15 protein-coding genes and 2 CRISPR repeat arrays are annotated in these 25,604 nt (G+C 32.1%); of the genes, 11 read left to right on the top strand and 4 right to left on the bottom strand.

Translation table 11 applies throughout. From position 1 onward, the window contains the following. The first annotated feature begins 57 nt into the window (after positions 1 to 57). From CIB95_RS11710 to CIB95_RS11760, 11 genes are all read left to right on the top strand, one after another. A complete protein-coding gene (locus CIB95_RS11710) occupies positions 58 to 3,168 on the top strand; it encodes a PIN domain-containing protein (RefSeq protein WP_094925395.1) in 3,111 nt (1,036 codons plus the stop codon). A 14-nt stretch (positions 3,169 to 3,182) separates the two neighbouring features. Then, the gene (locus CIB95_RS11715; protein ID WP_198949197.1) at positions 3,183 to 4,277 is read left to right on the top strand and encodes a TRAFAC clade GTPase domain-containing protein; all 1,095 of its coding nucleotides are present in this window, start codon (positions 3,183 to 3,185) and stop codon (positions 4,275 to 4,277) included. Between the two features lie 48 nt (positions 4,278 to 4,325). Beyond that, on the top strand, positions 4,326 to 6,962 hold the full coding sequence (locus tag CIB95_RS11720) for a GAP1-N2 domain-containing protein (RefSeq protein WP_094925398.1): 2,637 nt from the start codon (positions 4,326 to 4,328) through the stop codon (positions 6,960 to 6,962). A gap of 769 nt (positions 6,963 to 7,731) precedes the next feature. Then, positions 7,732 to 8,754 carry a TRAFAC clade GTPase domain-containing protein gene (locus tag CIB95_RS16080; protein ID WP_408607225.1) on the top strand — a complete coding sequence of 341 codons (1,023 nt, stop codon included), beginning with the start codon at positions 7,732 to 7,734 and terminating at the stop codon, positions 8,752 to 8,754. A 286-nt stretch (positions 8,755 to 9,040) separates the two neighbouring features. Beyond that, positions 9,041 to 9,937, top strand: a complete 897-nt coding sequence (locus tag CIB95_RS11730) for an HNH endonuclease (protein WP_094925401.1) — start codon at positions 9,041 to 9,043, stop codon at positions 9,935 to 9,937. Between the two features lie 355 nt (positions 9,938 to 10,292). Continuing rightward, the gene (locus CIB95_RS11735; RefSeq protein WP_094925403.1) at positions 10,293 to 11,321 is read left to right on the top strand and encodes a hypothetical protein; all 1,029 of its coding nucleotides are present in this window, start codon (positions 10,293 to 10,295) and stop codon (positions 11,319 to 11,321) included. Further along, the gene (locus CIB95_RS11740; RefSeq protein ID WP_094925404.1) at positions 11,322 to 12,935 is read left to right on the top strand and encodes a hypothetical protein; all 1,614 of its coding nucleotides are present in this window, start codon (positions 11,322 to 11,324) and stop codon (positions 12,933 to 12,935) included. Beyond that, positions 12,928 to 13,638, top strand: a complete 711-nt coding sequence (locus CIB95_RS11745; protein WP_094925406.1) for a DUF6063 family protein — start codon at positions 12,928 to 12,930, stop codon at positions 13,636 to 13,638. Before CIB95_RS11740 ends, CIB95_RS11745 begins: the two co-directional genes overlap by 8 nt. Next, on the top strand, positions 13,625 to 18,031 hold the full coding sequence (locus CIB95_RS11750) for a coiled-coil domain-containing protein (RefSeq protein ID WP_094925408.1): 4,407 nt from the start codon (positions 13,625 to 13,627) through the stop codon (positions 18,029 to 18,031). The genes CIB95_RS11745 and CIB95_RS11750 overlap by 14 nt, the downstream gene beginning before the upstream one ends. 141 nt (positions 18,032 to 18,172) lie before the next feature. Further along, positions 18,173 to 18,581: direct repeats of the CRISPR family, unit length 36 nt; unit sequence GTGTTAATACTCTGGACGAGTCAAGTTCATTTCTAC. A 478-nt stretch (positions 18,582 to 19,059) separates the two neighbouring features. Then, positions 19,060 to 19,578, top strand: a complete 519-nt coding sequence (locus tag CIB95_RS11755) for a CBO0543 family protein (RefSeq protein WP_094925409.1) — start codon at positions 19,060 to 19,062, stop codon at positions 19,576 to 19,578. Positions 19,579 to 19,998: 420 nt separating this feature from the next. Next, positions 19,999 to 20,763 carry a restriction endonuclease gene (locus CIB95_RS11760; protein WP_094925411.1) on the top strand — a complete coding sequence of 255 codons (765 nt, stop codon included), beginning with the start codon at positions 19,999 to 20,001 and terminating at the stop codon, positions 20,761 to 20,763. Positions 20,764 to 20,855: 92 nt separating this feature from the next. Here the strand turns inward: CIB95_RS11760 and CIB95_RS11765 are convergent, their stop codons facing one another. The 4 genes from CIB95_RS11765 to CIB95_RS11780 all read right to left on the bottom strand — a co-directional run bounded on the left by CIB95_RS11765 (position 20,856) and on the right by CIB95_RS11780 (position 25,443). After that, on the bottom strand, positions 20,856 to 21,656 hold the full coding sequence (locus CIB95_RS11765) for a hypothetical protein (RefSeq protein WP_094925412.1): 801 nt from the start codon (positions 21,654 to 21,656) through the stop codon (positions 20,856 to 20,858). A 199-nt stretch (positions 21,657 to 21,855) separates the two neighbouring features. Then, positions 21,856 to 22,125, bottom strand: coding sequence for a hypothetical protein (locus CIB95_RS11770; RefSeq protein ID WP_094925414.1), 270 nt, complete (start codon positions 22,123 to 22,125; stop codon positions 21,856 to 21,858). Between the two features lie 351 nt (positions 22,126 to 22,476). Next, a CRISPR array of direct repeats spans positions 22,477 to 23,549; the repeat unit is 36 nt; unit sequence GTGTTAATACTCTGGACGAGTCATATTCATTTCTAC. A gap of 409 nt (positions 23,550 to 23,958) precedes the next feature. Beyond that, positions 23,959 to 24,303, bottom strand: a complete 345-nt coding sequence (locus CIB95_RS11775) for a DUF805 domain-containing protein (protein WP_094925416.1) — start codon at positions 24,301 to 24,303, stop codon at positions 23,959 to 23,961. Positions 24,304 to 24,438: 135 nt separating this feature from the next. Further along, entirely contained in the window at positions 24,439 to 25,443 is a 1,005-nt protein-coding gene (locus tag CIB95_RS11780) for a DUF2628 domain-containing protein (RefSeq protein ID WP_158217615.1), read from the bottom strand. Positions 25,444 to 25,604: the final 161 nt, after the last annotated feature.

Here is a 25,604-nt window from a genome sequence, read left to right on the forward strand (position 1 = left end):
ATGTCTTTACTTATAAACCATGTAGAGGTAATGAAACAATAGATAAGGAAGGATAGAATGATATATTTATTAATAGATACAAATACTATAATGAATGATGTCAATTTATTTTCAAAAATCAAAGATAATGAAGTAAATGTAGTCATATGTACAACCGTCCTTGATGAATTAGATAAATTAAAACTAAATTCAGATCATATAAAGAGTCATAAGGCAAGAGAAGCTTCTAGAAATATTGAAAGCAAGAAGAATGATAACAATTTATATATAACGAATAAAATTAAAAGAAATGTATCTTTTGATTTAAAGGTTCCAGATAATAGAATTATTGCTCATGCGATGTTCTTAAAAGAAGATGGAAAGAATGTTGTTTTGTTTAGCGAGGATCGTAATCTTAGACTAAAAGCTTCGGCTATAGGAATAGAGCTACAAGTTATCTCTCAACTTAGTGAACTTGAACAATTTACAAAAGAAGTAAATTTGAGTGGAGAGGTTGTTTCGGAAAAAAGAATTAATTCTGTTATTCAAGTTTTAGATAAATGGGAAAGTTCTATTAGTCAAACCCCTAACGAAACAGATGACGAATTCACTAAGCGCTTGAAAATCACTACATTTCCAGTAGGGTATATAAAGCAGATGAATGAGGTTTTTTTTGATAAATATGTTTTTTATCACTGTGAATGGAATGAGTTATTACCAATTGAATTCCCAAAAACAAATAATCTTTTTTTAAGGATAAAAAAGGAAGAAGTCCAAGCAATCAACAACTTGAAATACACAGATATATCCATAATATATTGTAGCTTTATTTTTAACAATGGAGTTATATATGCAGATTTAGAAACACTTAGCTTAACATTATTAGGTGAAGAAAGAAAATTGACTCCTATATTACTAACAAAAACAGCTTATGAAACAAATGAAGAATATAATATGCGTTTGCTGAAATTAGGACCTATTCCTATGGGTTATGCTAACAGTTTAGATGATTTATACAACCACCCAAACGAAAAAATAATACCTTTATCTTTAGATGTTACACCTTGGAATTCTTTTATAAGCTTTAAATCGTTGGTTGTTTTTAATATTGCTCCACAAAAATTGAGTAAATTTAATAACACCTCTCGACCTATAATTTACGCTCAATTTGATGTTTGTACAATAAAATCCGAGCAATTAGCAGTCACTGAATTGTATTTGCAAGATGGAAGGAAAAAGTATACGGTAGCTTCTGCTAAGCCTAAGTTGTCTCTTGCAATATTCACAGATGGTAAGAAAAAACTTATTGATGAAAATAAACTTTTAAATAAAGAGTTAGTTTTTGACGAAATAATAACACTTTCTTTATCACTATATCTAGTGAAACAAAAAAGAAAATGGGGTTTAATAGATAACCAAGGGAGGATTTTACTTTCTTTATCCTATACGAGTATAAATAGGATTTCTGATAATTTATTACTAATAGAAAAAGGGAAGAAATATGGTATTAGTACACTAAGTGGAGAGATTTTACTTAAACCAAAGTTTAAGGAGTTTGTTCCATTTGATGGTTACTATAAAGTGACACAAGATAAGCATGAATACTTATTAGATCAAAACTTAAAAAAGGTTGGAAGGAAACTTTATAGTAATAATGCAAATAAATATATATGGTCTGTGCAAGATAATGAGAAATATATTCTGTTAGATAAAGATGGGTTAAGCATAAATGACCTTAAATTTAATTACATAGAAAAACTACATAAACATTTGATAACTGTAAAAGAGAATGATAAATATGGGGTAATTGATCTCACAAGGGCAAATGAATACGTGATTAATGCTGAGTATGACTCATTTTTATGGCTTGAAAAAGAAAAATTAATTGAAGCTAAAAAAGCTGAAAACATATACATCTATAATGAATTAGGAGACAAAGTAGGGGAAAGAATTAATGGTCTTGAAGATAATGATTCACCAATTTTCAGAATGAAAGAGGATCATAAATATTTAATCTTAAATGCAATGTTTGCTCCAGTAATGTATGAGAGTTTTGAAGAGGTTGGCTTGGAATTTAATAACATTATACCAGTAAAACAAAATAAACTTTGGGGTGCGGTTTCAACTAGTGGACATTGGCTAATACAACCTAAGTACGAATATATAGATAGGATAAATAAAGATGTTAGTTTTGGTGTAGTAGATGAAGATAAAGAGTTTATTACGTTTTCTAATGGAGAACTATTGATTGAAGACTTAATGATTAAAAGTGAGTACAAGGTAGAAAGAATGGAAAAAGGATTCATAGTTTACTATGACCCAACTATTCTTGGACAACACGAACTATATTATTCTTGTTTAGATACAAAATATGTTAAAGGTAATGTGTTAGATTTAAATGAGTTTACAAAAGAGGGCTGGAACAGTATAGATATTACTGAGACAGGAAGATCTCAGATTAGTATAGACGTTAGTGCAAAGATAACTATAATTACGGTAAGGAAGTTTGCTTCTGTTGGAATAATCGCAGATTTACAAGAAGTTGTATATGTCTCAGAAGTTACTGATTTAAGTAGTTATATTACTAATGGCAAAGCATATATTAGTTGGTCATGGCCTGATAACGTTACGAGTGCCCTTATTAGTTTTAGAAGTAATAAATTCTCCTGTAACAAAGCAGATATACCAATAGATACAATTAGAAAAAATCGAATAGATAATCAACCTAGTGGACAAGTAATATTTGAGTTTGAAAACGATAATGAGTATTTACTTACTGCTTATTGTGAACTAAATACAAATAATTCAAACTATATATCAATGGGTACTAATCTATTAGTTCATCAACTACAGATCACAAAAATACATTACTCTATAATTATTAAAAGAGATCTTTTTGGAGGTTACAAAAAGCTTGAGTTACATCTAGAAAAAGAGGGGAACATATCAAAAATACCACCGTTAGTATTAGTTAAAAGATACTCTACTCCACCAATCAATAGATATGATGGAACGACTATTATTAAATTGGAAGATATTGATTTCGAGAGTTCTTTAAAATTAGTAATTGTTATACCGATTGATTTCATTGAGCCTAATTCTTTTGTACAACTTTTTTATGCTGCCAATAACCAATATAATTCAATCAAATTAATACCAAAAACATTAAAAGAAATCAAATTATGGTAATTGGAGGAATATTTATGAAGAAAAAGATGGAAGCAATTTGTCCCTATTGCTTTACAAAATTGGTGAAGTCAAAAGTATTTTTTAAGTGTTGTAAGGAAACCTTTCCTAGTAAAAGCATTTCAAAAATGAAAGGTAATTGTAAATCATGTAAAAAAACAACAACTACAAGAATTTGTGGGCATTGTACTGCAGAGCTTCCGTATACCTTTGGGCTACAAAAGGAAGTTGTTATTTCCGTAATAGGAGCAAAAGAAGCTGGAAAGAGTCACTACATAGGGGTGTTGTTAAATAAAATTATGAATGAAATGGGCATGGCTTTTCATTGTGCCCTACAGCCTTTAAGTGATGAAACAATAAGAAGATACCGGGAAGATTTCCATAATCCTCTATTTAAAAACAAAGAAACACTTCAAGTGACTATGTCTGCTCGAAGTGATAAGAAAGTACAAAGACCATTGTTGTACAACTTATCATTTTTTGGAAAGAATATTTTCGGGAAAAAAGTAATAAAATCTGTCATTACATTGGCATTCTTTGATACTGCAGGAGAAGACATGAATGATGAAGATACTATGGCAACAGTAAATAAATATATTTATAATTCATCAGGTATTATTTTTTTATTAGACCCACTACAGATTACTGAAGTAAGAGAACGCCTAGAAGGTAAAATTCCTTTGCCATACCAAAATTCTGAGGTAGAAGACTTGTTGTCTCGTACTGCAAACTTAATTAAAAAAGGTAGAGATATATTACCAAATCAGCTTATAAATATTCCTGTGGCAGTCTCTTTTTCAAAAATGGACGCATTAGATGATATTATCGATGGATCTTCCATCGTTAAAAACAATTCACCACATATTGAAAGCCAGGCTATAAATAAACAAGACTTTGAAGATGTACATCATCAAATGCAAAACTATATTACAAGATTCGGTGGCGGACATTTTATTAGTCAAATAAATGCTAATTTCATAAATTATTCTTGTTTTGGAATAAGTGCTTTAGGAAGTAACCCTAAAGATGCAAAAATTACTAATACTTTGCAACCGCGACGCGTTGAGGATCCATTTTTATGGTTATTGTGGAAAAATAAAATCATATCATAATCCTTCCAATAATTGAGATTTAGATACATAGAAAGTAGGGGAGATCAAGTGGCCATAGATCAATTAATATATACTTCCTGTCGAAATGGAGTAAGCGGAAGAGCTGGGTTTCAAGTCTTCTCTATGTCAAAAGGCATTACTGAAGAGGAACGCAAGGAGATAGAGACGCATTGTTTTTACATTCCACCCAGTAATTTAACATCCCAGCCCAACAAAGAGGAAATAGAAGAGTTATTCCCTAAAGTTTTTTCCTATTATAAATTATCAAATGGTAAATGGGCAATTATGTATACTAAATTTTTAGGTAAAGATTACAGTGGCAGATTCGGTAATTATTATTGTCATGTATACGTATTTAACGATGAAAAATATATAGCTAACCCAGTGGGAGTATATGGGTCAAATTCCTTTATTCAATCTTTTGATGAATCTGAATTAAGTAGTGGTGAGGTTAAGCAACTGTCTTCAATAAATACTATTGAAAAAGGATCAATTATTAACGAAGAAAATAGTATTGCTTTTGCAGTTAAACATAGAAAGGCAGTATTACATTTATTAAATTTAGTTTTTAAAGCAAATGAGAAAAACAAGAGAATTGTGTTTTCATGCGAAAATGAACTCGCTTTAAAATATATAGCAACAGTTAATTTCCTCCTGCCTGAACAAATATCAAGAGAATTTTCTTTTATATCATATACGCAACGACCTCTTGAGGAGAGTTATTTTCTTTCAGGAGTTTTAGCAAGCGGTGCAAGGTTTTCATCATATGCTTTGCAAAATCATCCAGAAATTTTATATGTAGATTTAGAAAGAGAGTCAAATGAAATAGAACCGAATAATAGAAAGTATTTAATTACACTAAATGCTTTGCTACAAACAAATAATATCGAACAGATAAAGAACTGTTTATCCTTCATCACAAAATTTCAAGATGTAAAATTAACATCAATAAATAAAGTAGCTAAAGTATATGATTTTATTTATTTTAAAGAAACTAAACTTTCTTTAAATGAATTAGATGAAGTAATAAGAATATCTAAAGAAAACGGTCATCACATTGTTAAATTAGAATTATTGAATGCACTGATCGGAGAGATCACAAAGGATATTATAGAAGTAAATAATTTAAAAGTAATTTTAGAATTTTTATTAGAAAGTATTACGAAGTATGACTTACAAGAACATCTGTACCAAAAAAGCATTGGTGCTATATTTAATCAATTAGATAGGTTGATTATGCAAAATGATAGTTCACTTAATGAGCACTCTAATTTTTTGAAGAAAGTTATTATTAGTCTTCCGTCAAATGAATGGATTTCACATTTAATGAACGAGGAAAGGCTTAGTAAATATATTAGTAGTTTTTCTAGTTTGCAAAATGATAAACAAATATATCTAGGAGAGTTACTACTTGATTGTCATATTTTAATAAATGCATTTCAATCAAATAAACCTTATATTCAAAGCAAGAACAATGAAAATAGTGTTGAATGTTATGCTATCGAACTAATGGGTTCCTATATTGCCGAAGTTAGTTTAGATGAATTATATAATAAATTTAATAAGGACAAAAGAGCAACATTAAACTATTTATTATATATGTACAGCAAAGTATTCATGAGGGGTAAAGTTACGAAGTTATTAATGAATTATTTAAAGAATGAAGTAGAAAACAAAGAACTATTTTGGAATTCGATTTTCGTCAGCCAATTAGAAGATGTCTTCATACAAGATTTGTATATAGAAGGGGATAAGAATAAGGAAGAACTTAAGTTTTTTTTACAATTATTATATAAACAATTATTTCAGACATATAAAAAACAAACTAGCATAATATTAATTGAGCAAATGGAATATTTTTGTAAAATATTAGAAGAAGATGAAAGTTTAATAGTTGAGGATTGGTTATTTGTACTTGAGAAGTTAAGTGAGAAGCCAAATTTAAAAAATATAGACATAATCAAAAACATAATCAAAATATTGGAAGAGAAAATTAATGAAACAATATCAAATATTAGCCTGAGAGAGTTGTTTATTTATCTTAGTGACTTCAAGTTTCATAAATTAATACATATGACATTAAATGTTCAGAAAAAGTATAAATTAGATTCAGACATTCATATCGAATACCTAAATGCTATTGAAAATTGGAAAACCCAAGGTCAGTCATTATTTACTATCTCAGATCTCTTATTTAACTTACCAGATGGAAAAATTAAAGAGAAGTTTCGAATTACTACTTTAATACTAATATTTGAATCTACGCAGATACAAGAAGACTTAGAGGAGCTAAGCGAAATCCATTATTTTTGCTTAAACCACCTATGGACCAAACTTTCTAAAACTTGGAGTATTACTAAAAATTCACTGAGCTCAATGGAATTTAATAAATGGAAAAAGAAAGTAATATACTTCTATTTTCTAATTTTAGAAAATGATAATAAGGTTATTGAAAATAAAGATGAAATAATTAATACGATAAAAGAATTAATAAATGCTGAAGCGAAGACAACCACTATCAGAACATTTAAGGAAATTGAATCTGAATTAAATCAATCATGTAATGAATTCAAGTTATTTTTTGACGAATATACTTACGAAAATATGAATCCTATAATTAGAAACTTGAAGTTTATGTTCAAACGGACTAAGAGGAACAAAAAAAAATTCAATAAAGGAGTGTAAAATAGTGGATTTCATTGTTTACTTAGTTTTCTGGATAGTTCTTGTTCCTCTAATAATTGTTCTTAGCTATGTAGGTATAGGACTAATATATGGTTTATTATTTGGATCATTGAATGGTGGCATTAACGCAACGGTAAAAGTAATAAAAATTTGGAAAAGTGGTATAACTTCCAATTTTCATTTAGCTTACACAATTACGAAAAAAGATATATTTACCTACATTGAAAATGAAAAAGAGTACTTTCATAATAAAGACTTCACTTCATCTGCAGAATATTTTTATAGAAGGTCATACTTTTCTTTTTCTTGGATTTGGACAATAGCTACAGGATCGTTGTTTGGCTTAGCGTATGCATTTATTTATAGTATATACTACTCTATAGTATGCGTATTCTATGTCATAATAGGGTGTTTTTTTCCAATATTACACATTCCGTACATATATCTAAAAACGAATAAACTACAAGTAAGAAGAGTTGGTAAAACTACCAGTCTAATATTGGACAGAATAAAAGGTTTTTTAGTTAGTTTTCATCAAAAGCAGAGATTAAAAATGAGAAATAGATTGCCACATCCACCTGTATATATTCTTATAACATACGCTTTATTTTCTTTTCCAATAATGCTTATATTTTTATTTCTTCATATGATGTTATTTCTTTCGATAGCACCTTTTGTTATTATAAACCTCTATGGTGTTAAGTTTATGGAATGGTCTTATATTACAGTAAATAAGGTACTCACATTTTGTCCATCCTGTCTTAATACTATGAAAGTACCTTCATATTTATGTAAAAATTGTGGGAAAGTCCATTCCGATATTAGCCCACATTTTACTCATATATTATTTAAAAAGTGTAACTGTGGCACTCGAATTGCAGTTAGCTTATTTTCAAAAAGGGTAAGAAATAAGGCGATTTGTAATCAGTGTCATGTACCATTAGAATTTAAAGAGAATAGGGTAATTTGTATTCCTGTTATTGGTGGACCTTCCGTGGGGAAGACAAGCTACGTAATATCTACGATAAATAAATTTTTAAACGAATCGGTAATGAATAATTTGCGAGTTAAAATGGCTAGCCAGCATGGGCAACATGAATTATTAAGATTAACAAAAGGAATGAAAAAAGGAATTTTCCCTCCCAAAACAGCAACTGCTATGCCGTTAGACTATAATATGCTAGTAAAAAAAGGGTCAAGCTCAATAAACGTGGAAAGAATGGTCTGTTTATATGATTTTGCTGGTGAAATCTATGAAAGTAGTAATAGAATGGCGCAATATCGAGTATTTAATTATTTCCATGGACTAACTGTTATTATTGATCCATTTTCAATTTCAAAGGTCCGAGAGAGGTATGAAACTCAAAAAGGATTTGATAAATACAGGGCTAGTGAGAGTTGTTTGTCAGATACATTAGACATTCTTGTTTTATACTTAGAGAAACATTATGGAATAAAGGCAAAAGAGAAAGTGTCACAGCCTGTATCATTTATTTTCACAAAAGTAGATGCATATGATTTATCGGAGCAAATTGGAGTAAATGCGGTTCAAAAGTATATGGATGAGAATAAGAGAAAACTATTTAAACTAAATGAAAGAAAAGTAAGTAATATGATGTGCGAAAAGTTTCTAAAGGAAAATGGTGAAGCCAACTTTTTGAATAGATTGGAACATAAATTTAGTAATTATCAATTTTTTGCAAGGAGTTCTTTATTTAACGAGAACAGTCTAAATTCAAATGATGTATCTTTTAATTGGATGTTGAAACAAATTGATAAAAGAGTAATATAAGTTCTAAGGTTATGAGGTACCAACAACAATTAGTCCACATTAATGTAGTAACTCATATACAAATAAAAAGTTTTTTAAAAAAATAATTTAAATTTTCACTCATTTTTTAATATAGTAGGACCCTCGTAAATTTGAAGGGTTCTATTTTTTTATGAACACCACACTTACTATAGATTAAAAGAAAATGTTTACGTTCAAAAATAATTACTTAATTAACATAAAAGGTAAATTATTCCTATTGGTGTTATAATATACATAACAATCTGAAGTAGAGAAGGGGGATATTATGTTCATATTCCGTAAAGTAGGAAAAATTACAAACTCAGTTGTAGGAGGAGCGGCAGAGGGTGGAGTCAATCTATTTAGTAAAGTAGTTTCTACTAAAAACGATAAGGTCGGTAATTATATCAATGAAGTAGGCACTAGTGTAATAAACGCTTCAAAGAGTGCGGTGGATTCTGTTGGTCAATTTGCCGATGGTGCAGTACGAACAAGTTATGGTGCATGGAAAAAAGATGATAGCATCAAACAGCAAGGTTGGAGTGAGATGAAAGATTCAACTGTACGAACTGTAAGAGGAATTGGGACAAGTGTTAAATATACATTTCATAATGGAAAAGTTGTTTATCGTGGCCTTCGGACAAATGACAGAGGACAAATTGTAGAAGGTCTTAAAAATTTGGGGAAAGTGGCTGCCGTTACAACGTTTGCTGTTGGAATAATTGACATATTAGATGGGACAGACCATGCGGAAGCCAAGATTCTTGAAACTAGAAATGATCATTTGCAAGGGTTGGAACATTCAGAAACAGGTGTACCGTTTCAAACAAAAGTGATTGAGCTATCAAATGGGGATGTTATAGAAGGGACCTTCCCTGTATTTGAATCTAAGTTTACTGTTGTTCTTACAGAAGAGGTATATGAGAAAAGTGATAGATTCCATTTTTCAGTAGCAAACGATGTTCTTTATGAATCGATTCAAGGCAATCCTACTTTGGCAAATGAACTAGGTCTATCCTCATCTGATATTGTAGACATTTCCCAAAATACAACGCCTGAAGGATATGTTTGGCATCATAGCGAAGATCCTGGAGTTCTCCAACTTGTAAATGAGGAATCTCATAGCAACACAGGACATACAGGTGGAAGAGAAATATGGGGCGGGGGTGGAGAGAAGCGTTAGTTATGAGTGCTTGTCACTTCCCTAAATGTGCTCTGTCACTTTTTTAGAAATGTCTATTCCAGTCCATGCTCTTAAAGGAGCATAGGCTGGATTTTTTTATTCTGCTTGATTTGATGTTTTAATAAGTGCTTCAGAGGGAATAAGTGATTAAACATTTTACTTCTAAGGTAAGAGGAATGCTATTGGTATTCAAATATTCGCAAGTTCTTTCGAATATTAGGTAGAGGAAAATTAAAAATACATATAGTAAGACAAATTATGCTAAAATTAGGTAATTTCTGTGATTATTTGCAATAGTTAAGTTAAAATGATAGTAGAGTAATAGGTTTCCATATCAACAAGAGGTGGCTAAGAAATGAAGAAGAAACTATTATCATTTAAAACGAAAACGATAACGATAGAGCAATTGATGAAGCTGGCTGGCGATGTTGATTATAATGAATTTGCTACAACCATTAATGAATATGTCGCAGAAAATCTACTAGAGCCTGTAAATGCTAGCCGGACAAATGGAAGAAGACCCTCGCTTTATAATAAATACCGCATTAACAAACCAAAAGAAGACTACTCAACTGCATTAGATGAAATAAAATTACTACATCCAAACTTTAATCATTCCAAGTACGCTAAACAGCCTGCCATGTACGTGAAGTACAAAAAAGAAATTGAACTATTAAGTCAGTTCTTTTGGGAACAGGAAGACCTGCTAAAACAACCAATGTCTATGAATGAACGTTCTTTTCAAATATGGGGAATCGAAAAGCTAATCAAAGAGAAATCAGTCATTAAAACGATCTTTCAATTTAATGATTTAGATATGTCCATCTTAAATGTCTATGAAACGCCTGAACCGTTTTTTGAATACAATTTTGCGAATGAAAAAGAGATGAATATTTTAATTATCGAAAATAAAGACACGTGGTTCACGTTACGAAAAATTATGCGTGAGGAAGGAATTAACTATTTGTTCAGGGATTACCATGTGTTGCTATACGGCGAAGGGAAAATGATCATTAGTAGAAACAACCGCTTAAACGAGTATGATCAATTATTAACTGGAAGTGCAAATAACTACTTTTATTTCGGTGATTTAGATTACGAAGGAATTGATATTTATCAAACGCTTGTCACAAAAAATTGTGAACTATCAATCCACTTATGTACAGAGCTGTATGTGTTGATGCTAAAGGAAGCAAATATATACAACTTACCAAAGGCAAAAGCTGGCCAAAAGAAAATCGATCTTTCACTATTTTTAAATGAATTTACAGCCTCCGACAAGGCAGACATCACAACTATTTTAGAAAATGGTTATTATATCCCGCAAGAAATATTAAATTACCCATTATTTAAAGCAAAAATGATGGAAAGGTTGAATGACTAGATGTTTAATTTTTTAGAAGGCTTTCAAAGGCGAATGGAGATTGTCGGTATTGTTGAATCAATCGTCAATCGGAAGAAAAGAAACATGGAAATCGAGCGCTTATTTAATGACAATGATTTTATTAACCTTGTATTCTCTGTTTTATTATTTATTATGGAAAAAACATTAGCGGAAGATAGTGATTGTGATAGTAGCCATATCCAAAAGTTTATCGGTAACATTCTCCCTCCTTATTACGATATGCACTTACAAGAAGAGGATTTATATCAGTTAACACAGTACATATTGAAAAATGTCCTCCAAAACGAAGGAGTCGCTTACCATTTTCAAACGATAGATTATGAACAGAAGAAAAGAAAAAATATAGCGATTCGCTTAGTCGCTGACCACGTGCAAGAGGTTAATGGAGGATATAAAATAACATATTCCCTTACAGACCAAGGATATGACTTTTTATTTCGGACAAAAGAAGTTGACCAAGAAATCCAAATTACAATAGAAGAATTAAAGTTAAAAGAATTGATTAAACGGAAAAACTTTAAAAAAGCGCATAATCAAAGCCAAAATCTTATACAGATGGTCCGTCAAAAGAAAAAAGAAATACATTTGTTTATGATGAAAATTAAAGAAAATATCCATGATGTCGATATTGATGAGTACGAGCGGTTAATTAATAGCACCTATGATTTACTACATGAAGAGTATGAGTTATTGAGTGGCATTATGGATATGGCGCGAAAATCAGAAGAGAAAATACGCCAGGAATACGAAGATAAAATGAAGCTGGATGAAAGTTTAAAAAAGGCCCAGTTTGAAATAAAGCAGATCAATCAAAATATTAAAGCGACATTAAGTGAGCAAAAGGACTTAATAATTACACGTCAATCTTTATCAAAAGTGTACATTGAAACGATCGGTGATTCTTTCCTCTATAGCATGGAAAAAAGGTTTGATTTTGAAGAATTAATTCTTAAGCAGATGGAGCAGCATGTCGATAAAGTTGAACACTTTTGGAAGCTAGTTAACCCGTTGTTTTTACCGAACATCCATCAAAATATGAATATTCGAAGTGTGTACGAGCCGCAAGGAATGATTAAGTTAGAAGAACAAGAGAATACGAACGTCATTGAAAAAGAAGTGCTGCAAGAAGATACAGAACAAGAGCGCATCGCGCAAATAAATGAAACATATGTAGAAATTTTACATTATCTTTTTAACTATGGACTACACGATACTAATGAGTCTAGTCTCGAAGAGGTTATCGCTTCCTTACAACGTGATGATGAACTATTTCAGCGCTTTTGTGAAGATCGCCTGTTATTTACGACGTTACTAAAGTTATATGATATCGGAGAAATCGATCTGAAAGTATGGCGTAGTAATAACGATAAAGTAGTCATGAACTTATCGGAAGAATTAAATTTAGATTATTGTTTTTCCGAATTACATCAAACGTACGAGTACATGAATAATATCGAAAAGATTTCCCTGTTTAAAAAAGATAATTCCGTCGTAGAAGTTGATGTGAAAAGAACCATAAATGAAGAATTGCAAGTGTTAGAAAAGGTCACAGTATCAAATTTCATAATAAAGGTGGATAAAAGCGGTGAGTAGTGTAAAGTCAGGTATCCAAATCTTTAAAATCCTTGTCGAGCACGGCCAACTAGACAGGGACGATCATAGCGATTTATTTATTGAGTATTTAAATTCAGAAGTGCAGGAAGTATTAAGTGATTTTGAAGAAGAAATGGACTGCAAAATTATTAAGTTAAATAACTCAATTTATCTTTTGCCTAACTTTGATAATAGTTTACTAGGTTTTCGTAATAAAGATTTTAGAAGTTCGTTTGGTTCTGGAGCCACTAATAGCGATGTCTATCTTTCCTATTACATAACGATGTTTCTTTTACATCAATTTTACGGTGGGAAAAATCAAAACCCAAAACAACGAGACTTTATTCGTGTGATGACGTTAATCGATGACTTAGACCAAAAGTTCGAGGCTATTTTATCTACTGATGAAGAAGATATGATTGCAGTGGAAGAGGAATTAAACATCAATCTAATTCGAATTGCAGAAGTGTGGAATCAAAAAATCGTCCATGAAGAAAATAAGCGATCAACGAAATACGGAACAGTAATCAGAATATGTTCGCTACTTGAACAAGAAAAGCTTATTCGTTTGTTGGAAGACAAAAAGGAAATTCGCACAACTAAAAAGCTAGATGACTTAATGACGTACTACTTTTTAAATGATAGCCGCATTCAGGAGATTAATAGTATTTTTAAGGAGGAGCCTGTCCATGCCTCAAATTAATCGAATACGTATTATTAACTTTTCATATAACAACCATAATCGTAATATCGTCGATGAAACATTTGACTTTTTTCAAGGGGAAAACGCCCTGCTTAACTTGAAAAACGGTGGAGGGAAAAGTGTTTTAGTACAGCTGCTTCTACAGCCGATTATTCCGAAAACGAGATTGATGAGTAGAAGATTAGAAGACTTTTTCAAAGGTAAGAAAACACCATCTTATATTTTAATAGAATGGAAGCTTGAGGACCAAGGTGGTTATTTCTTAACAGGGGTAGCTTTAAGTAATAGAGAGAGCCAGGTGCGCGAGCAAGAAGATGCGAATAACAGTTTGAAGTATTTTACGTTTACATCTAATTACCGTGAAGCCAATCCATTCGACATTGAAAACATTCCTTTAATCGAAAAGACAGATGGAAATATTGTCGTCAAAGGGTTTAAGGAAGCGAGAAAACGGCTAAAAGAACGAGATGCTACTGCGCAATTAACGCTTTTCAATGATGATGACGGAGTGGAATATCGAAAGCACTTAGAAAGCTTTAACATTTTTCAAGATGAATGGAAGTCTATCGTTCTAAAAATAAATGAATCTGAAGGCGGCGTCATTGAAATCTTCGAAAAATGCAAAACGTCCCAGCAATTAATGAATGATTGGATATTAAAATCAATTGAAAAAGTAGTGAACAAAGAAGATCGTGACCAGAAAAAGCTAGAACAAATGCTAGAAAACTTAGTAGAAGAAATGATAAAAAATGAGCAGTTCATTTATGAAAAAGAGATGTATGAAACATTTCTAAAAGAGTCCTCGGAATTTATGGACAAGCTCAATAAATTAACGGAATCGTTAGATGAAGAAAAAGACGTAGAGCGTCGTATTGCCAACATGTACTTTTTCTTAAAGAAAAGCATCCAGCAAATGAATGAGCAAGTCGAAAAACATCAAGAAGATATTTCTGCAAGTGAAGTGGAATTACAAAAAATTAAGCTAGAAGAAAGATCGAAAGACTACTACGATGCCTTGGACAAGGTACATACATTAAAAGAACAATTATATATTGAAGAAAATAAGTTGCAAGAAGTAAGAGCGGAGTTGGCGCAAAAGGAGAACGAAGCTACGCTACAGGAAGCGGCAAGAGATTATGAAAGAGTAAAGAACTTAACTGCAAAAATTGCAGGTATTAATACAGAAATTAACAAATTAAAAAATATTGGAAATCAAAATGAAGAAATTCGCAATTTAGAGTACTCTTTAAAAATCCGTTATGAAAACGAGTGTCGAAAGTTAGAACAGAAACAAGTAGAAGTTAATGACCAGTTGGAACAGTTGGTGAAGAAACTTTCTAATCTGGACAAAAGCTTGAAGGACATCGATAAAGAAAATAGTAAATTGCAGACTGAAAAAGGATCGCTTCAAAGTGAGATAAAACAGTTTGAACGAACGGAACAACAAACATGTGACGAGTTAGAATTGTCTTATGAAAGAAATCTGTTAGGGGAAATCGAGCAAGCTTACTTCGATGCATTTCAGGAAAAGATGGAAAGAAAAAAAGAAAGCTTACATGCAGAACAAGTGGAAAATAGTGATGAAAGACAAAAACTCGATGAGCGAAGTGGACAAATAAAGGAAAACCTAATTAGTCTAAGAGAAGAACAGGCAGTCCTTGTAGCTAACGATACTCAACTTGCTGAAAAAATTTATAGCTATCATAAAATAGAAGACGCGATTAGGCAGCTGTTTGATAAGTATGGACTTGATTTTACACGCCGATTTAATCATGAAGAAAACGTTTCATTTATCAAAAAACGAATAGGTGAGATGGAAAAAAACGTAAGAGACCTTGAATTCAATAGTCATACAATAACAGAAACAATGAAAGCACTAGAGAAAGGAACACTCCACGTTTCTAATGATTTTCGACAATGGTTAATGAATCATGATTTTGACTTCGAGACGGGCGAGAACTATTTAAGAAAACAAAGTGAAAGTGTCAAAGCAAGACTTCTTCAAGAAAACCCAATCCTACCATATGCATTTCTATTGAATGAGGGTGAATTACAACGTTTAAATGAGATGGAGATAGACTGTAAAACGCAACATATAGTGCCAGTAATATCTTATAGTGATGTAAACAAAATGCTAGTAGTAAACGGAAATGCAGTTAATGTCCAAAATAAATTGCAGCTGTTCAGTTTATATGACAATCGTATGTTTAACTCCTCTAGTTTAGATAATTATTTAGAAGAACTAGCGCATGAGTTAACACAAGTAACCGAGCAACTGTTACATTTCAAAAATGAATTGGAAGTAGCTAGAGAAGAAAAACAACTGCTCAAGCAATTTACGTTTGATAAAGATTATTTGTGGAAGCTTGAAAAAGAAAAAGATAGTTTAGAGCAAAAGATGAAAAGCATTAAAGAAGAAATCTCTAAACTAGATGAAGAACTACAACGGATCGCTAATCGAAAAAGTGAGTTGGAGAAACGAGATAATGAGATTGAGCAACTTTTAAGTATTGAAAAAAAGCGCAAAGAAAAATTTGAGCAGTTTTTAGAAGCGAATGAAAACTATATAAAAAATAGACATGCATTGGAACATACTGTTTCAAGGTTAAAATCGTTACAAAAAGAGAAGGAAGAACTCGAAAAGGAAAAAGAAGTTCTTTCTAATCGAAGAGAAGAATTGAGAATTAGTAAAAATAAAACTGAACTAGGAATTAAAGAAAAAGCGCAGAAGTACAAGCTATATGAAAATGCCCAAGAAGCGGTATTGTTAGAAGAAGAAATTTACATTATGGAAGAAAAACTTCAAAAACTTAAAAGTGAAATAAGTAATAACTTAGAATGGTATGAGAAAAATCTCAAAGAAGCCAAGCAGGAACTTGAAGAGAAGCAGGACACTTTATTGTCATATGAACTGGAAGACAGCCAATATAAAGATGTCACCTTTTACGCCGAAAAGTTAAAAGAGCTACAAAAAGTTTTTAAAGAAATAGAAGCGAAAGAAAAGCAAAATAACTCCCTTTTCCATGAACTAAAAGGGGAGTTTAGAAACGCAGAAGGAAAGTTCGAAGCTGCGGAAAAGGAAGTGAAGAATTTAGCGGGTGCGCCGTTGGAAAAATCACTTATAAAATTAAACTTCAGAGTGAGAAGAAAAGCGGAAAAAGAGTCAATTGCCAAAGCAAACGAGGCAATTCAAAAGTTAGGCGATCAAAGTAAGGCATATGAAAAGCTTTCGAATAAGCTTGAAGGAAAAATTGACCTATCTAATCATGAAGTGAATGCGAAATATGACATAAAAGTAAATGTGAATGCCGATTATGAAGCGTTAGTAAAGCAACATTCTGACATGAAAAAAAGTAATGAAAATCATGAAAAAAATGTTACTCGACAATATAGTAATTTAAAGGCTTCTTATGAACAGAAAAACCAACATATCCAAAACGTAATGACAGGTCTAGACTATTTCGTTGAAGCTGCAGTAAGTGATAAGGATCAATATTACTATTTAGGCGAACGAATGCTACAGAGCAATGAAGCATTGCAGAACTTGATCAGAGCATGTGAGCAAAGGTTAATGAACGTAGAAAAGAACAAAAAAGATATGGTTCAACATAGTTACCTTCATGCAAAACAAGTTTATGATGAAGTGCAAAAGATTGCTGAAAACTCATCGATTAAAATCGATGGGAAGAACAGACCGATTCCAATGCTCAAAATTGAAATGGAAGCATTACGTGAAACAGACGAAGAAAACATCAAAATGATGAAGGAGTATATTGAAGACTCTGTTAAAATCATAAAAAAAGATATGAAAGAAGATAAAAAAATCGAAGAAATCCGTAAAAAGATAAGCAAATATATGTCGACGAAAGAGCTATTAAACGTTTTATCTGACTTAGGGAAAATGAAAGTATCTGCCTATAAAATTGATATCAATGCGAAAAATAGTACGTACAAAACGTGGGAACAAGTAATGAAAGAAAATTCCGGTGGTGAGCGCTTCGTCTCATTTTTTGCCGTCCTTGTCGCACTCATGTCATATACTCGAACTAGCATGAAGTACGTAGATGATTATGATCGAAATACCGATACAAAAGTGTTAATCATGGACAACCCATTTGGACCAATTTCATCAGAGCATTTATTAAAGCCATTATTTAATATTGCAAGCAAATACAATACCCAACTAATTTGTTTAACTGACTTGAAGCAAAACTCAATTCTAAACTGTTTCAATCTCATTTACATGATTAAAATAAGGCAAAACGTCTTTGGGACTAGTGAATACCTTAAACTGGAGCAGCAAATAAAAGAAGATGCAACACTAGAAAAAGATGAGAAACTAGAAAAGGCTGTATTCAAAGCGAAAGAAGTAGAGCAGATGTCTTTGCTCTAAAAGGGAGGTTGTCACTTTCCAGAGATGATGACGAACCAAAAACCCAGCTTAAACTCTTTTAAAAAAGAGTTTAAGCTGGGTTTATTTTGTGTCTAAAACTAACATCTAACTATTTTAGGGACTTTTGGACACCGAAGTATGGTGCTAATACTCTGGACGAGTCAAGTTCATTTCTACAAGAAATTGAGATCGAAGGAAAAAAGACTTTTTCTTCTGTGTGTTAATACTCTGGACGAGTCAAGTTCATTTCTACGACTATAAATCGTTGCATGCAATGTTTGGAGATAAAAAGTATGTGTTAATACTCTGGACGAGTCAAGTTCATTTCTACATCGTAAAGGTAGATGTTAGCATCCCCTATATGGGGTGTTAATACTCTGGACGAGTCAAGTTCATTTCTACCTTCTCAGAGTTTGAAAATGTCGAAGACATCGAAAGTGTGTTAATACTCTGGACGAGTCAAGTTCATTTCTACCTTTTATTTAGATGGATTTTCTTGCCGCTACTAAAAACGGTGTTAATACTCTGGACGAGTCAAGTTCATTTCTACTGTACCCATATTTTACCTTACTGCCCCAAGGCTTTCAAGAGCAAAATTACATGGTGCCGATTTTTTCCGTTTTCTAAAAATATATTATGTAAACTAAAATTTTCCACCTTCCAAAATTCTTCGCATTTCGCGCTCCTTCGACAGAAATTCGACCAAATACTACGCTATTTCTGCCAAATGTCGAAATACATGCTAACTCTTAAAATGAGGTAATTTTCTACCATGTATTATTTCAAGGTCTATTTTCATTCCTTCTATATTAATATGTCCTAAAACTTTTATGTATTACTAAGAAGTTTTGTTTTGGTTATGCGCTCAGTTACATATAAAGATTCTCGTATAGTTGCCTGTCACTCAAAATTTGTAGGGAAAAAATAATGTGCATTACCTCTTAAGTATTTAAAATTCTGAAAAAAGGAATAAAATGACCAATTGATGTTAAAGATGCAAGTAGTAAAAAAGTGGAGGTGTGAGGTATTTGTACTTGTTATTAGTAATAGTTGTCTGGATCTTGTTTGCATATAAGTTTGTAGACTGGTCGCAATGGAAAAAACAATATCCGACGATTCTATATTTTATAGTAATAAATCTTTCGTATAATTTCTTATATTATAATCATACGTTATGGGCATTCAGAGGAGTAACAGCAGATTGGATAAATCATTCCATCATTAATATGGCATTTACATTTTTTATTTGCCCAGTTGGCCTAATTATTTACTTGCAACGTTTTCCGCAACAGAAAGCAATGAATCAATTGATTTACATAGCAGTTTGGGTAATATTTTATTCTGTAATCGAGACTCTTTTTGCATATAAAGGTATGTATGTTTACGATAATGGCTGGAATGGCTGGCTAAATATTATATTAAACTCAGTTTTATTTACTGTGCTGTATATTCATTATAAAAATCCAGTAAGAGCTATACTAATATCCATTCCATTAGCAATACTTTTTTACTTATTTTTCCCGGTACCTTTGGATAGTCTAAAATAAAAAGAGGTGTTAATACACGCATGGTAATTAATGATGTTCTTTCTGTACCTATATTTTTACTATTGCTCTTCTTAACATATATAGCAATGTGGTTTTATTTACGAAAAAAAGGTTAGTTATAGTCCCATGTATGACTTCATGAAAAGTGTCAAATCCAGTCCATTCTCTATGACAAAGGGGAAAAGGCTGGATTTTTTCTATAATAAGGTGTCTTTCACTTGCCTTTTAGCAAGACAATATTCGACACCATTATTAAAAAATGTGTTGTAATATAGGAGTTATATACAGAAAAGAAATAAATGGTAAAGAAAACGCAATAAGAGGCTCAGAAAGAATTGATTATTCATCGATGAGAATAAAATTTTCAAAGAGCTATTCCTATGTGTATAAATGAAGAAGAATAAAGTTTAGGGGGATAAAATGAGTAAAAATGCAAGTGTTGTAGATTTATTAGGGGATCATTTCATTAATTCTTTAGCGAAAAATATATCTAGAAGAAGGGCTTTAGTAATCTTCTTAGGAGCATTTTTAGTTAGTTTATTTATTTTGTTTTATACAAATTTCAAAATCTTTTTCCTTTACTGGATATCTGTTTATGTTTGTATTCAACTATTCAACATAAAGGTTAGTTTTAATAGAAAAAGAGATTTGAAGAAGTCTGGGATTAATGAAATTGACAGAATGGATGGTATTGCATTTGAACAGTATTTATCTCATCTATTTAAGCGCAAGGGCTATAAAGTTAGGATAACAAGCTCCCAGGGAGACTTCGGGGCGGATTTACTGTTAGAAAAAGAAGACGAACGAATTTGTGTACAAGCAAAGCGCTACAGCAAACAAGTTGGTATTAAAGCTGTGCAAGAAGTAATTGGATCGCTAGCACACTATAGTGCAGATATTGGCTGGGTTGTTACAAATAGTACATATACTAGACCTGCAATACAGCTAGCAAAAGCTAATGGCATAAAACTAGTTGGCCGCAATGAACTAATAAGATTAATTATAGAGACAAACCACATAGGGGAAAATGGTGTTTCAGACGCTAATGGCCGAGGTGATGAAACGACAATTCGTGAACTGATGTGCGACGATTGTGGAGCGAAAATGGTCTTGCGACAAGGGAAGCGCGGTAAGTTTTTCGGTTGTAGTTCGTTTCCTGGATGTAGAAATACAGTAAGTATATAGATTGCTTTTCTGTGATTTCTAAGGAAAAGATAATCTAAAAATAATAGCCGTAATTTCAGCAGGCGGAATTACGGCTTTAGCTTTTCAGTGAATCACTTTCTTGAACCATCACTGTTTTCTATTAATTTCGGATCAAAATCCCAAGTAGGGTGTACGTTTATCCTATCTAAAAAACTCCACAGTTCCTCATAGCAAGCTTTTGGGTCATCATCTTGACTTAGTAATATTTCTTTATAACGTGGGAGATTATATTTGTGATAATCATCGTAAATAGGGGTGAGCACTGCTACTTTTTTGAGATAGTTAATTCCTTGTAGGTAGTCTTCCTGCCTTTTGTATGTGACTGCTAGAAAAAGGTTGCCATAGTAAAGCATACTGTTTTGCCGATAAGGTAAATCTTTGGCTTCTATTTCTTCTAATTTTGCCTTACACTCCACAATTGCCTCTGCTTCCTTTCCTGTTTGTGAAAGGAAATACCACTTGTTATACCAAATCTCTCCCCGTACACCAAAATTAAGCTGATCATCACTAACGAAATCTAATATTTTTAATGCATCTAAAGAAAGTTCTAAACATTTTTTAGCATCGTTATATACATCCCAATGCAAAGAAATTAAGTCTTGGTATGCCCAAATGACATGATCATAGTTAATATAGTCATCGTCGTATTGTTCTGTATTAAGGTGCAAGTCAATCGATGATTCCAACAAGGATATTGCGTCCGTTTTCCGTTCGGGATGCTGATCATCGAAGTGACGTCTCAAAATTCTAGCTAATGTTGCATGAGACTCTGCAGCACTATAATACATAAAATTTTTTAGTACGATAGTATATAACTCATCTTTTTCTATTAGATAAGTTACATATTCATTAAACTTCTCTTCAGGTAACAAGCAATTCACTCCCATTTACATTTCGAATTTTTTCATACATATATAAGCTATATTCAAACCTTTACTTACCCATGCATAAACGGAAGAATATACTATGAAAAACCTATGAATCTTTTGAAAAAGACACCTATTATGTGATTTTGCAAAAGAAAAGGTGCAGGAGTACCTACACCTTATGAAATTAAAAAAACTATTATTTTTAACTATTTAATTCAACAACATCTAAACGTTTATTTATATTGGCTTTAAAAATTCTAGCAACTTGTTGATGAGTAATAGAGATATTATTTCTTCTAATGTGCTCAAAAGTTTCCAATAATGCATCCATAATGATAGAGTTACAAACATCTATACCTAAATTTGAAGCAAATTGAGTATTAAACTGTTTATTAATGTGTTGCAATGTACGTTCGTTAATAAAAAGTGTTCCATTGTTATTGAAACGGATTAAATGATTAGTCACCCACATATTACCACCTCCACGTATTGGTCAATATATGTCCGCAAGCTTCGGTCATAGCTATTAATACCTCCTGAATAATTCGGTACTGTAGGATTAAAGATATTAAATGACAATAAAATCAGCTCCTTTAAGTTTTTACATGAACAGTTTATTTTTGGGGTGTAGGAAAGCTGCCTACGGTGAAAAAAGTTTTTATTGCCTGTCACTACCCGATTTTTGTTGAACGGGAATTTTGAAAGTTACTCCAAACGAAAATGAAGAGAAAAAAATCCAACTCGTACTCTTGCAAATAAGAGTGTGAGCTGGATTTTTTGGTGTGTGCTGAGAACTAAAAGAGAGTAAATCTGAAAATTCAAAGCGTTTATACTCTGTACGAGTCAAGTTCATTTCTACGTGGGCAAAACCACATGCAGTGAAAGGTATTAAGTGGTGTTAATACTCTGTACGAGTCAAGTTCATTTCTACGAAATGATGGCAGAAGTATCAACTAGCCCAAAAAAGTTTTCGTGTTAATACTCTGTACGAGTCAAGTTCATTTCTACATCAACTTCAAGATATTGGGCATGAAGAAGCAGGAGCGTGTTAATACTCTGGACGAGTCATATTCATTTCTACAAAGAACATCTTCAAACTGTTGCCCAGCAGTAAATGTGTTAATACTCTGGACGAGTCATATTCATTTCTACACGTACTTCTGTTTGTGACTGAAAAGGACACAGAATGGAAGTGTTAATACTCTGGACGAGTCATATTCATTTCTACGTATCTAGTTCGGAGATTTTATATACGGCGTCTGAATGTGTTAATACTCTGGACGAGTCATATTCATTTCTACGAAAATGAATTTAAAGACGTTACTACATATTTGAACGGTGTGTTAATACTCTGGACGAGTCATATTCATTTCTACATGCTAACTTTTTGAAGCATCTAAATGATAAGCATGGTGTGTTAATACTCTGGACGAGTCATATTCATTTCTACGTCTCTGTCCCTATTATCATCGACGTTGTAGAGCGTAAGGTGTGTTAATACTCTGGACGAGTCATATTCATTTCTACGGCAAAGTGGACTCCAAGACCTCTGGGACGTTTGTGTGTTAATACTCTGGACGAGTCATATTCATTTCTACTTGAAATAGCAATCTCAGAAATAGACATCCAAAAACAAGATGTGTTAATACTCTGGACGAGTCATATTCATTTCTACAAATAATATAAGGTGGCGATTTTAATGGAATTGAAAAAAATGTGTTAATACTCTGGACGAGTCATATTCATTTCTACAATGGGCAGTTTTATTAGGATACGCAAGTATCTTAGTGTTAATACTCTGGACGAGTCATATTCATTTCTACTTTAAACTCCAATATTAACGAATTCACGTCCAACTATGTGTTAATACTCTGGACGAGTCATATTCATTTCTACTGTACCCATATTTTACCTTACTGCCCCAAGGCTTTCAAGAGCCTAATTACATGGTGCGGATTTTTTATGTTTTTCAAAAATATATTATGTAAACTAAAATTTTCGACCTGGCAAAATACTACACTTTTCATGCCGCTTCGACAGAAATTCGACTAAATACTACGCTATTTCAGGCAAATGTCGAATTACATGCTAAGGCTTAAAATGAGGCAATTTTCCACCATGTAGCACTTCAAGAACTAGTTCCATTTCTTCTATATTAATATGCCCTTATATTTTTATGTATTACTAAGAATTTTGTATTGGTCATGCGCTCAGTTCCCGGAAGTGGTGCCTGTCACCATGAAAAAAGCCACACTTTGCATTTCCATGCAAGATGCGGCTTATAACTTGAGAATTAACTGTAGATTTAAGCAGCTTTCGGATTAGGACCAAATTGGTTTGCGTCTTTACTATCTTCACATAAGAAGAATAATAAAATAATACCACCGATTAGAGGAATTAAACTAATAAGTAACCACCAACCACTTCTTCCTGTATCATGCAATCTTCTTACACTTACTGCTAATGATGGCAATAATACTGCTAAGAGATATAAGTTTCCTAATAATCCAACTTCGAAAAGAATTCCATCAATAAAACCTAGGACGAATGCTACGATCATATTAAAAAGAACGAACATCCAGTATTCCTTTCTTCTAGCTCTACCACTGAAGTTTACATAGTTTTTTAATACTTTCAAATACCACTCCATTTTAATACCTCCTAAATAAAATAAAATATATTTCTACGAAAATTATATCATTAATAAAATTGTTAATATATAGAATTTTTTGAAAAAACCCTTCATTAGTCGGCTTCTCCATTAATTAATGCAAGAAGGCATAAACTATTCATACACTATTTCTAAGAACTCATTTATATCCTCATCTGATGTATATGATTTACCTTCAATGATAACTTCTGTTAATTCAAACGATTTATTATCTGGATCTAAAATGAATTTAACTTCTACATCTAACTCATCGAGACCATCTTTAGAAGGAGCGAGACCTCTAAAAAGGACAACATCATATGGAGTATTCTGCGATATATACTCCCATTCACCCTCTAAGAAAAAATCATCAAAAGCTTCTTCAACCGTTTTCTCAGGGTAATCGTAAAATGCGCCCCCTTGCACAGCATATATAGCGTCCAAATTACTTGGAGCTATGTAGGAAGTCAGAAAACTATAAGCCAGAAAAACGCCTAAAGCAATAAGGACTCCAAGCCACCTGTTTCCGCCTTTTCTTTTCGCGATTTTAATAGTTTCATCAAAGTTTGAATCTTCCTTCTTTATCTTTTCTATCTTTCTATCAACATGAGATTTATACAATTTATTTCCGAAAATAGCCATTAAGATAGATGCTGCTAGACCGATAACGCTATCGACTGGATCAATGAAACTTTCAGTTGAGTACTGATAATTAATGACATAGACTAATAGAAAGTCAATTAACAGAAAAGCTAAGGCGATAAATAAAAGCTCTCTGTACATTTTCCTGTAGCCTAACCAAAATACTCCCAAGAAAAATGCAGCAATGTTACCGGCACCACCCGAGCCAGTTTCATCCATCTTAACCCACTTTTCCTTATAGTAAGGATATTTAGAACCAACATATGCTTCTGCAAGAACTTCATCTTGATTCGGTTCTTCTGTAGATAAATCTTCACTCTGACTTTCTACAATTACTTCTTCTTCACTTGTTTTATTTGCTTTGATTTCTTCAAATTTTTCATCTTCTCTTGCATTCGATTCATCATTCTTAGCGGCTATTCTTATTACTTTTTCACCACAAGCTGAACAAAATAAGGCGTCTTCTGTAACTTTATTACCACACTTTGAACAATACAACGTGATCACTCATTTCTTTTCTATTTATCTACTTTTCTATTTCTTAATTATACACTTCTTGGAAAAGTAATTAAAATTTGGTGTGTGTATTTTTTGGTGCCTGTCACCTTTACTGCCTATTAAAAACTAGAAAAACAAGGTAAAATGAGGAGGGCAGATAA

It is taken from the genome of Lottiidibacillus patelloidae (genome assembly GCF_002262935.1).
In the GTDB taxonomy this organism is placed as follows: domain Bacteria; phylum Bacillota; class Bacilli; order Bacillales; family SA5d-4; genus Lottiidibacillus; species Lottiidibacillus patelloidae.

What these genes read in the sequence shown, in the direction of transcription:
- CIB95_RS11770 (WP_094925414.1), bottom strand. Translation starts at nt 22,125, where the DNA reads ATGTGGGTGACTAATCATTTAATCCGTTTCAATAACAATGGAACACTT.
- CIB95_RS11710 (WP_094925395.1), top strand. Translation starts at nt 58, where the DNA reads ATGATATATTTATTAATAGATACAAATACTATAATGAATGATGTCAAT.
- CIB95_RS11730 (WP_094925401.1), top strand. Translation starts at nt 9,041, where the DNA reads ATGTTCATATTCCGTAAAGTAGGAAAAATTACAAACTCAGTTGTAGGA.
- CIB95_RS11740 (WP_094925404.1), top strand. Translation starts at nt 11,322, where the DNA reads ATGTTTAATTTTTTAGAAGGCTTTCAAAGGCGAATGGAGATTGTCGGT.
- CIB95_RS16080 (WP_408607225.1), top strand. Translation starts at nt 7,732, where the DNA reads ATGAAAGTACCTTCATATTTATGTAAAAATTGTGGGAAAGTCCATTCC.
- CIB95_RS11775 (WP_094925416.1), bottom strand. Translation starts at nt 24,303, where the DNA reads ATGGAGTGGTATTTGAAAGTATTAAAAAACTATGTAAACTTCAGTGGT.
- CIB95_RS11760 (WP_094925411.1), top strand. Translation starts at nt 19,999, where the DNA reads ATGAGTAAAAATGCAAGTGTTGTAGATTTATTAGGGGATCATTTCATT.
- CIB95_RS11735 (WP_094925403.1), top strand. Translation starts at nt 10,293, where the DNA reads ATGAAGAAGAAACTATTATCATTTAAAACGAAAACGATAACGATAGAG.
- CIB95_RS11715 (WP_198949197.1), top strand. Translation starts at nt 3,183, where the DNA reads ATGAAGAAAAAGATGGAAGCAATTTGTCCCTATTGCTTTACAAAATTG.
- CIB95_RS11750 (WP_094925408.1), top strand. Translation starts at nt 13,625, where the DNA reads ATGCCTCAAATTAATCGAATACGTATTATTAACTTTTCATATAACAAC.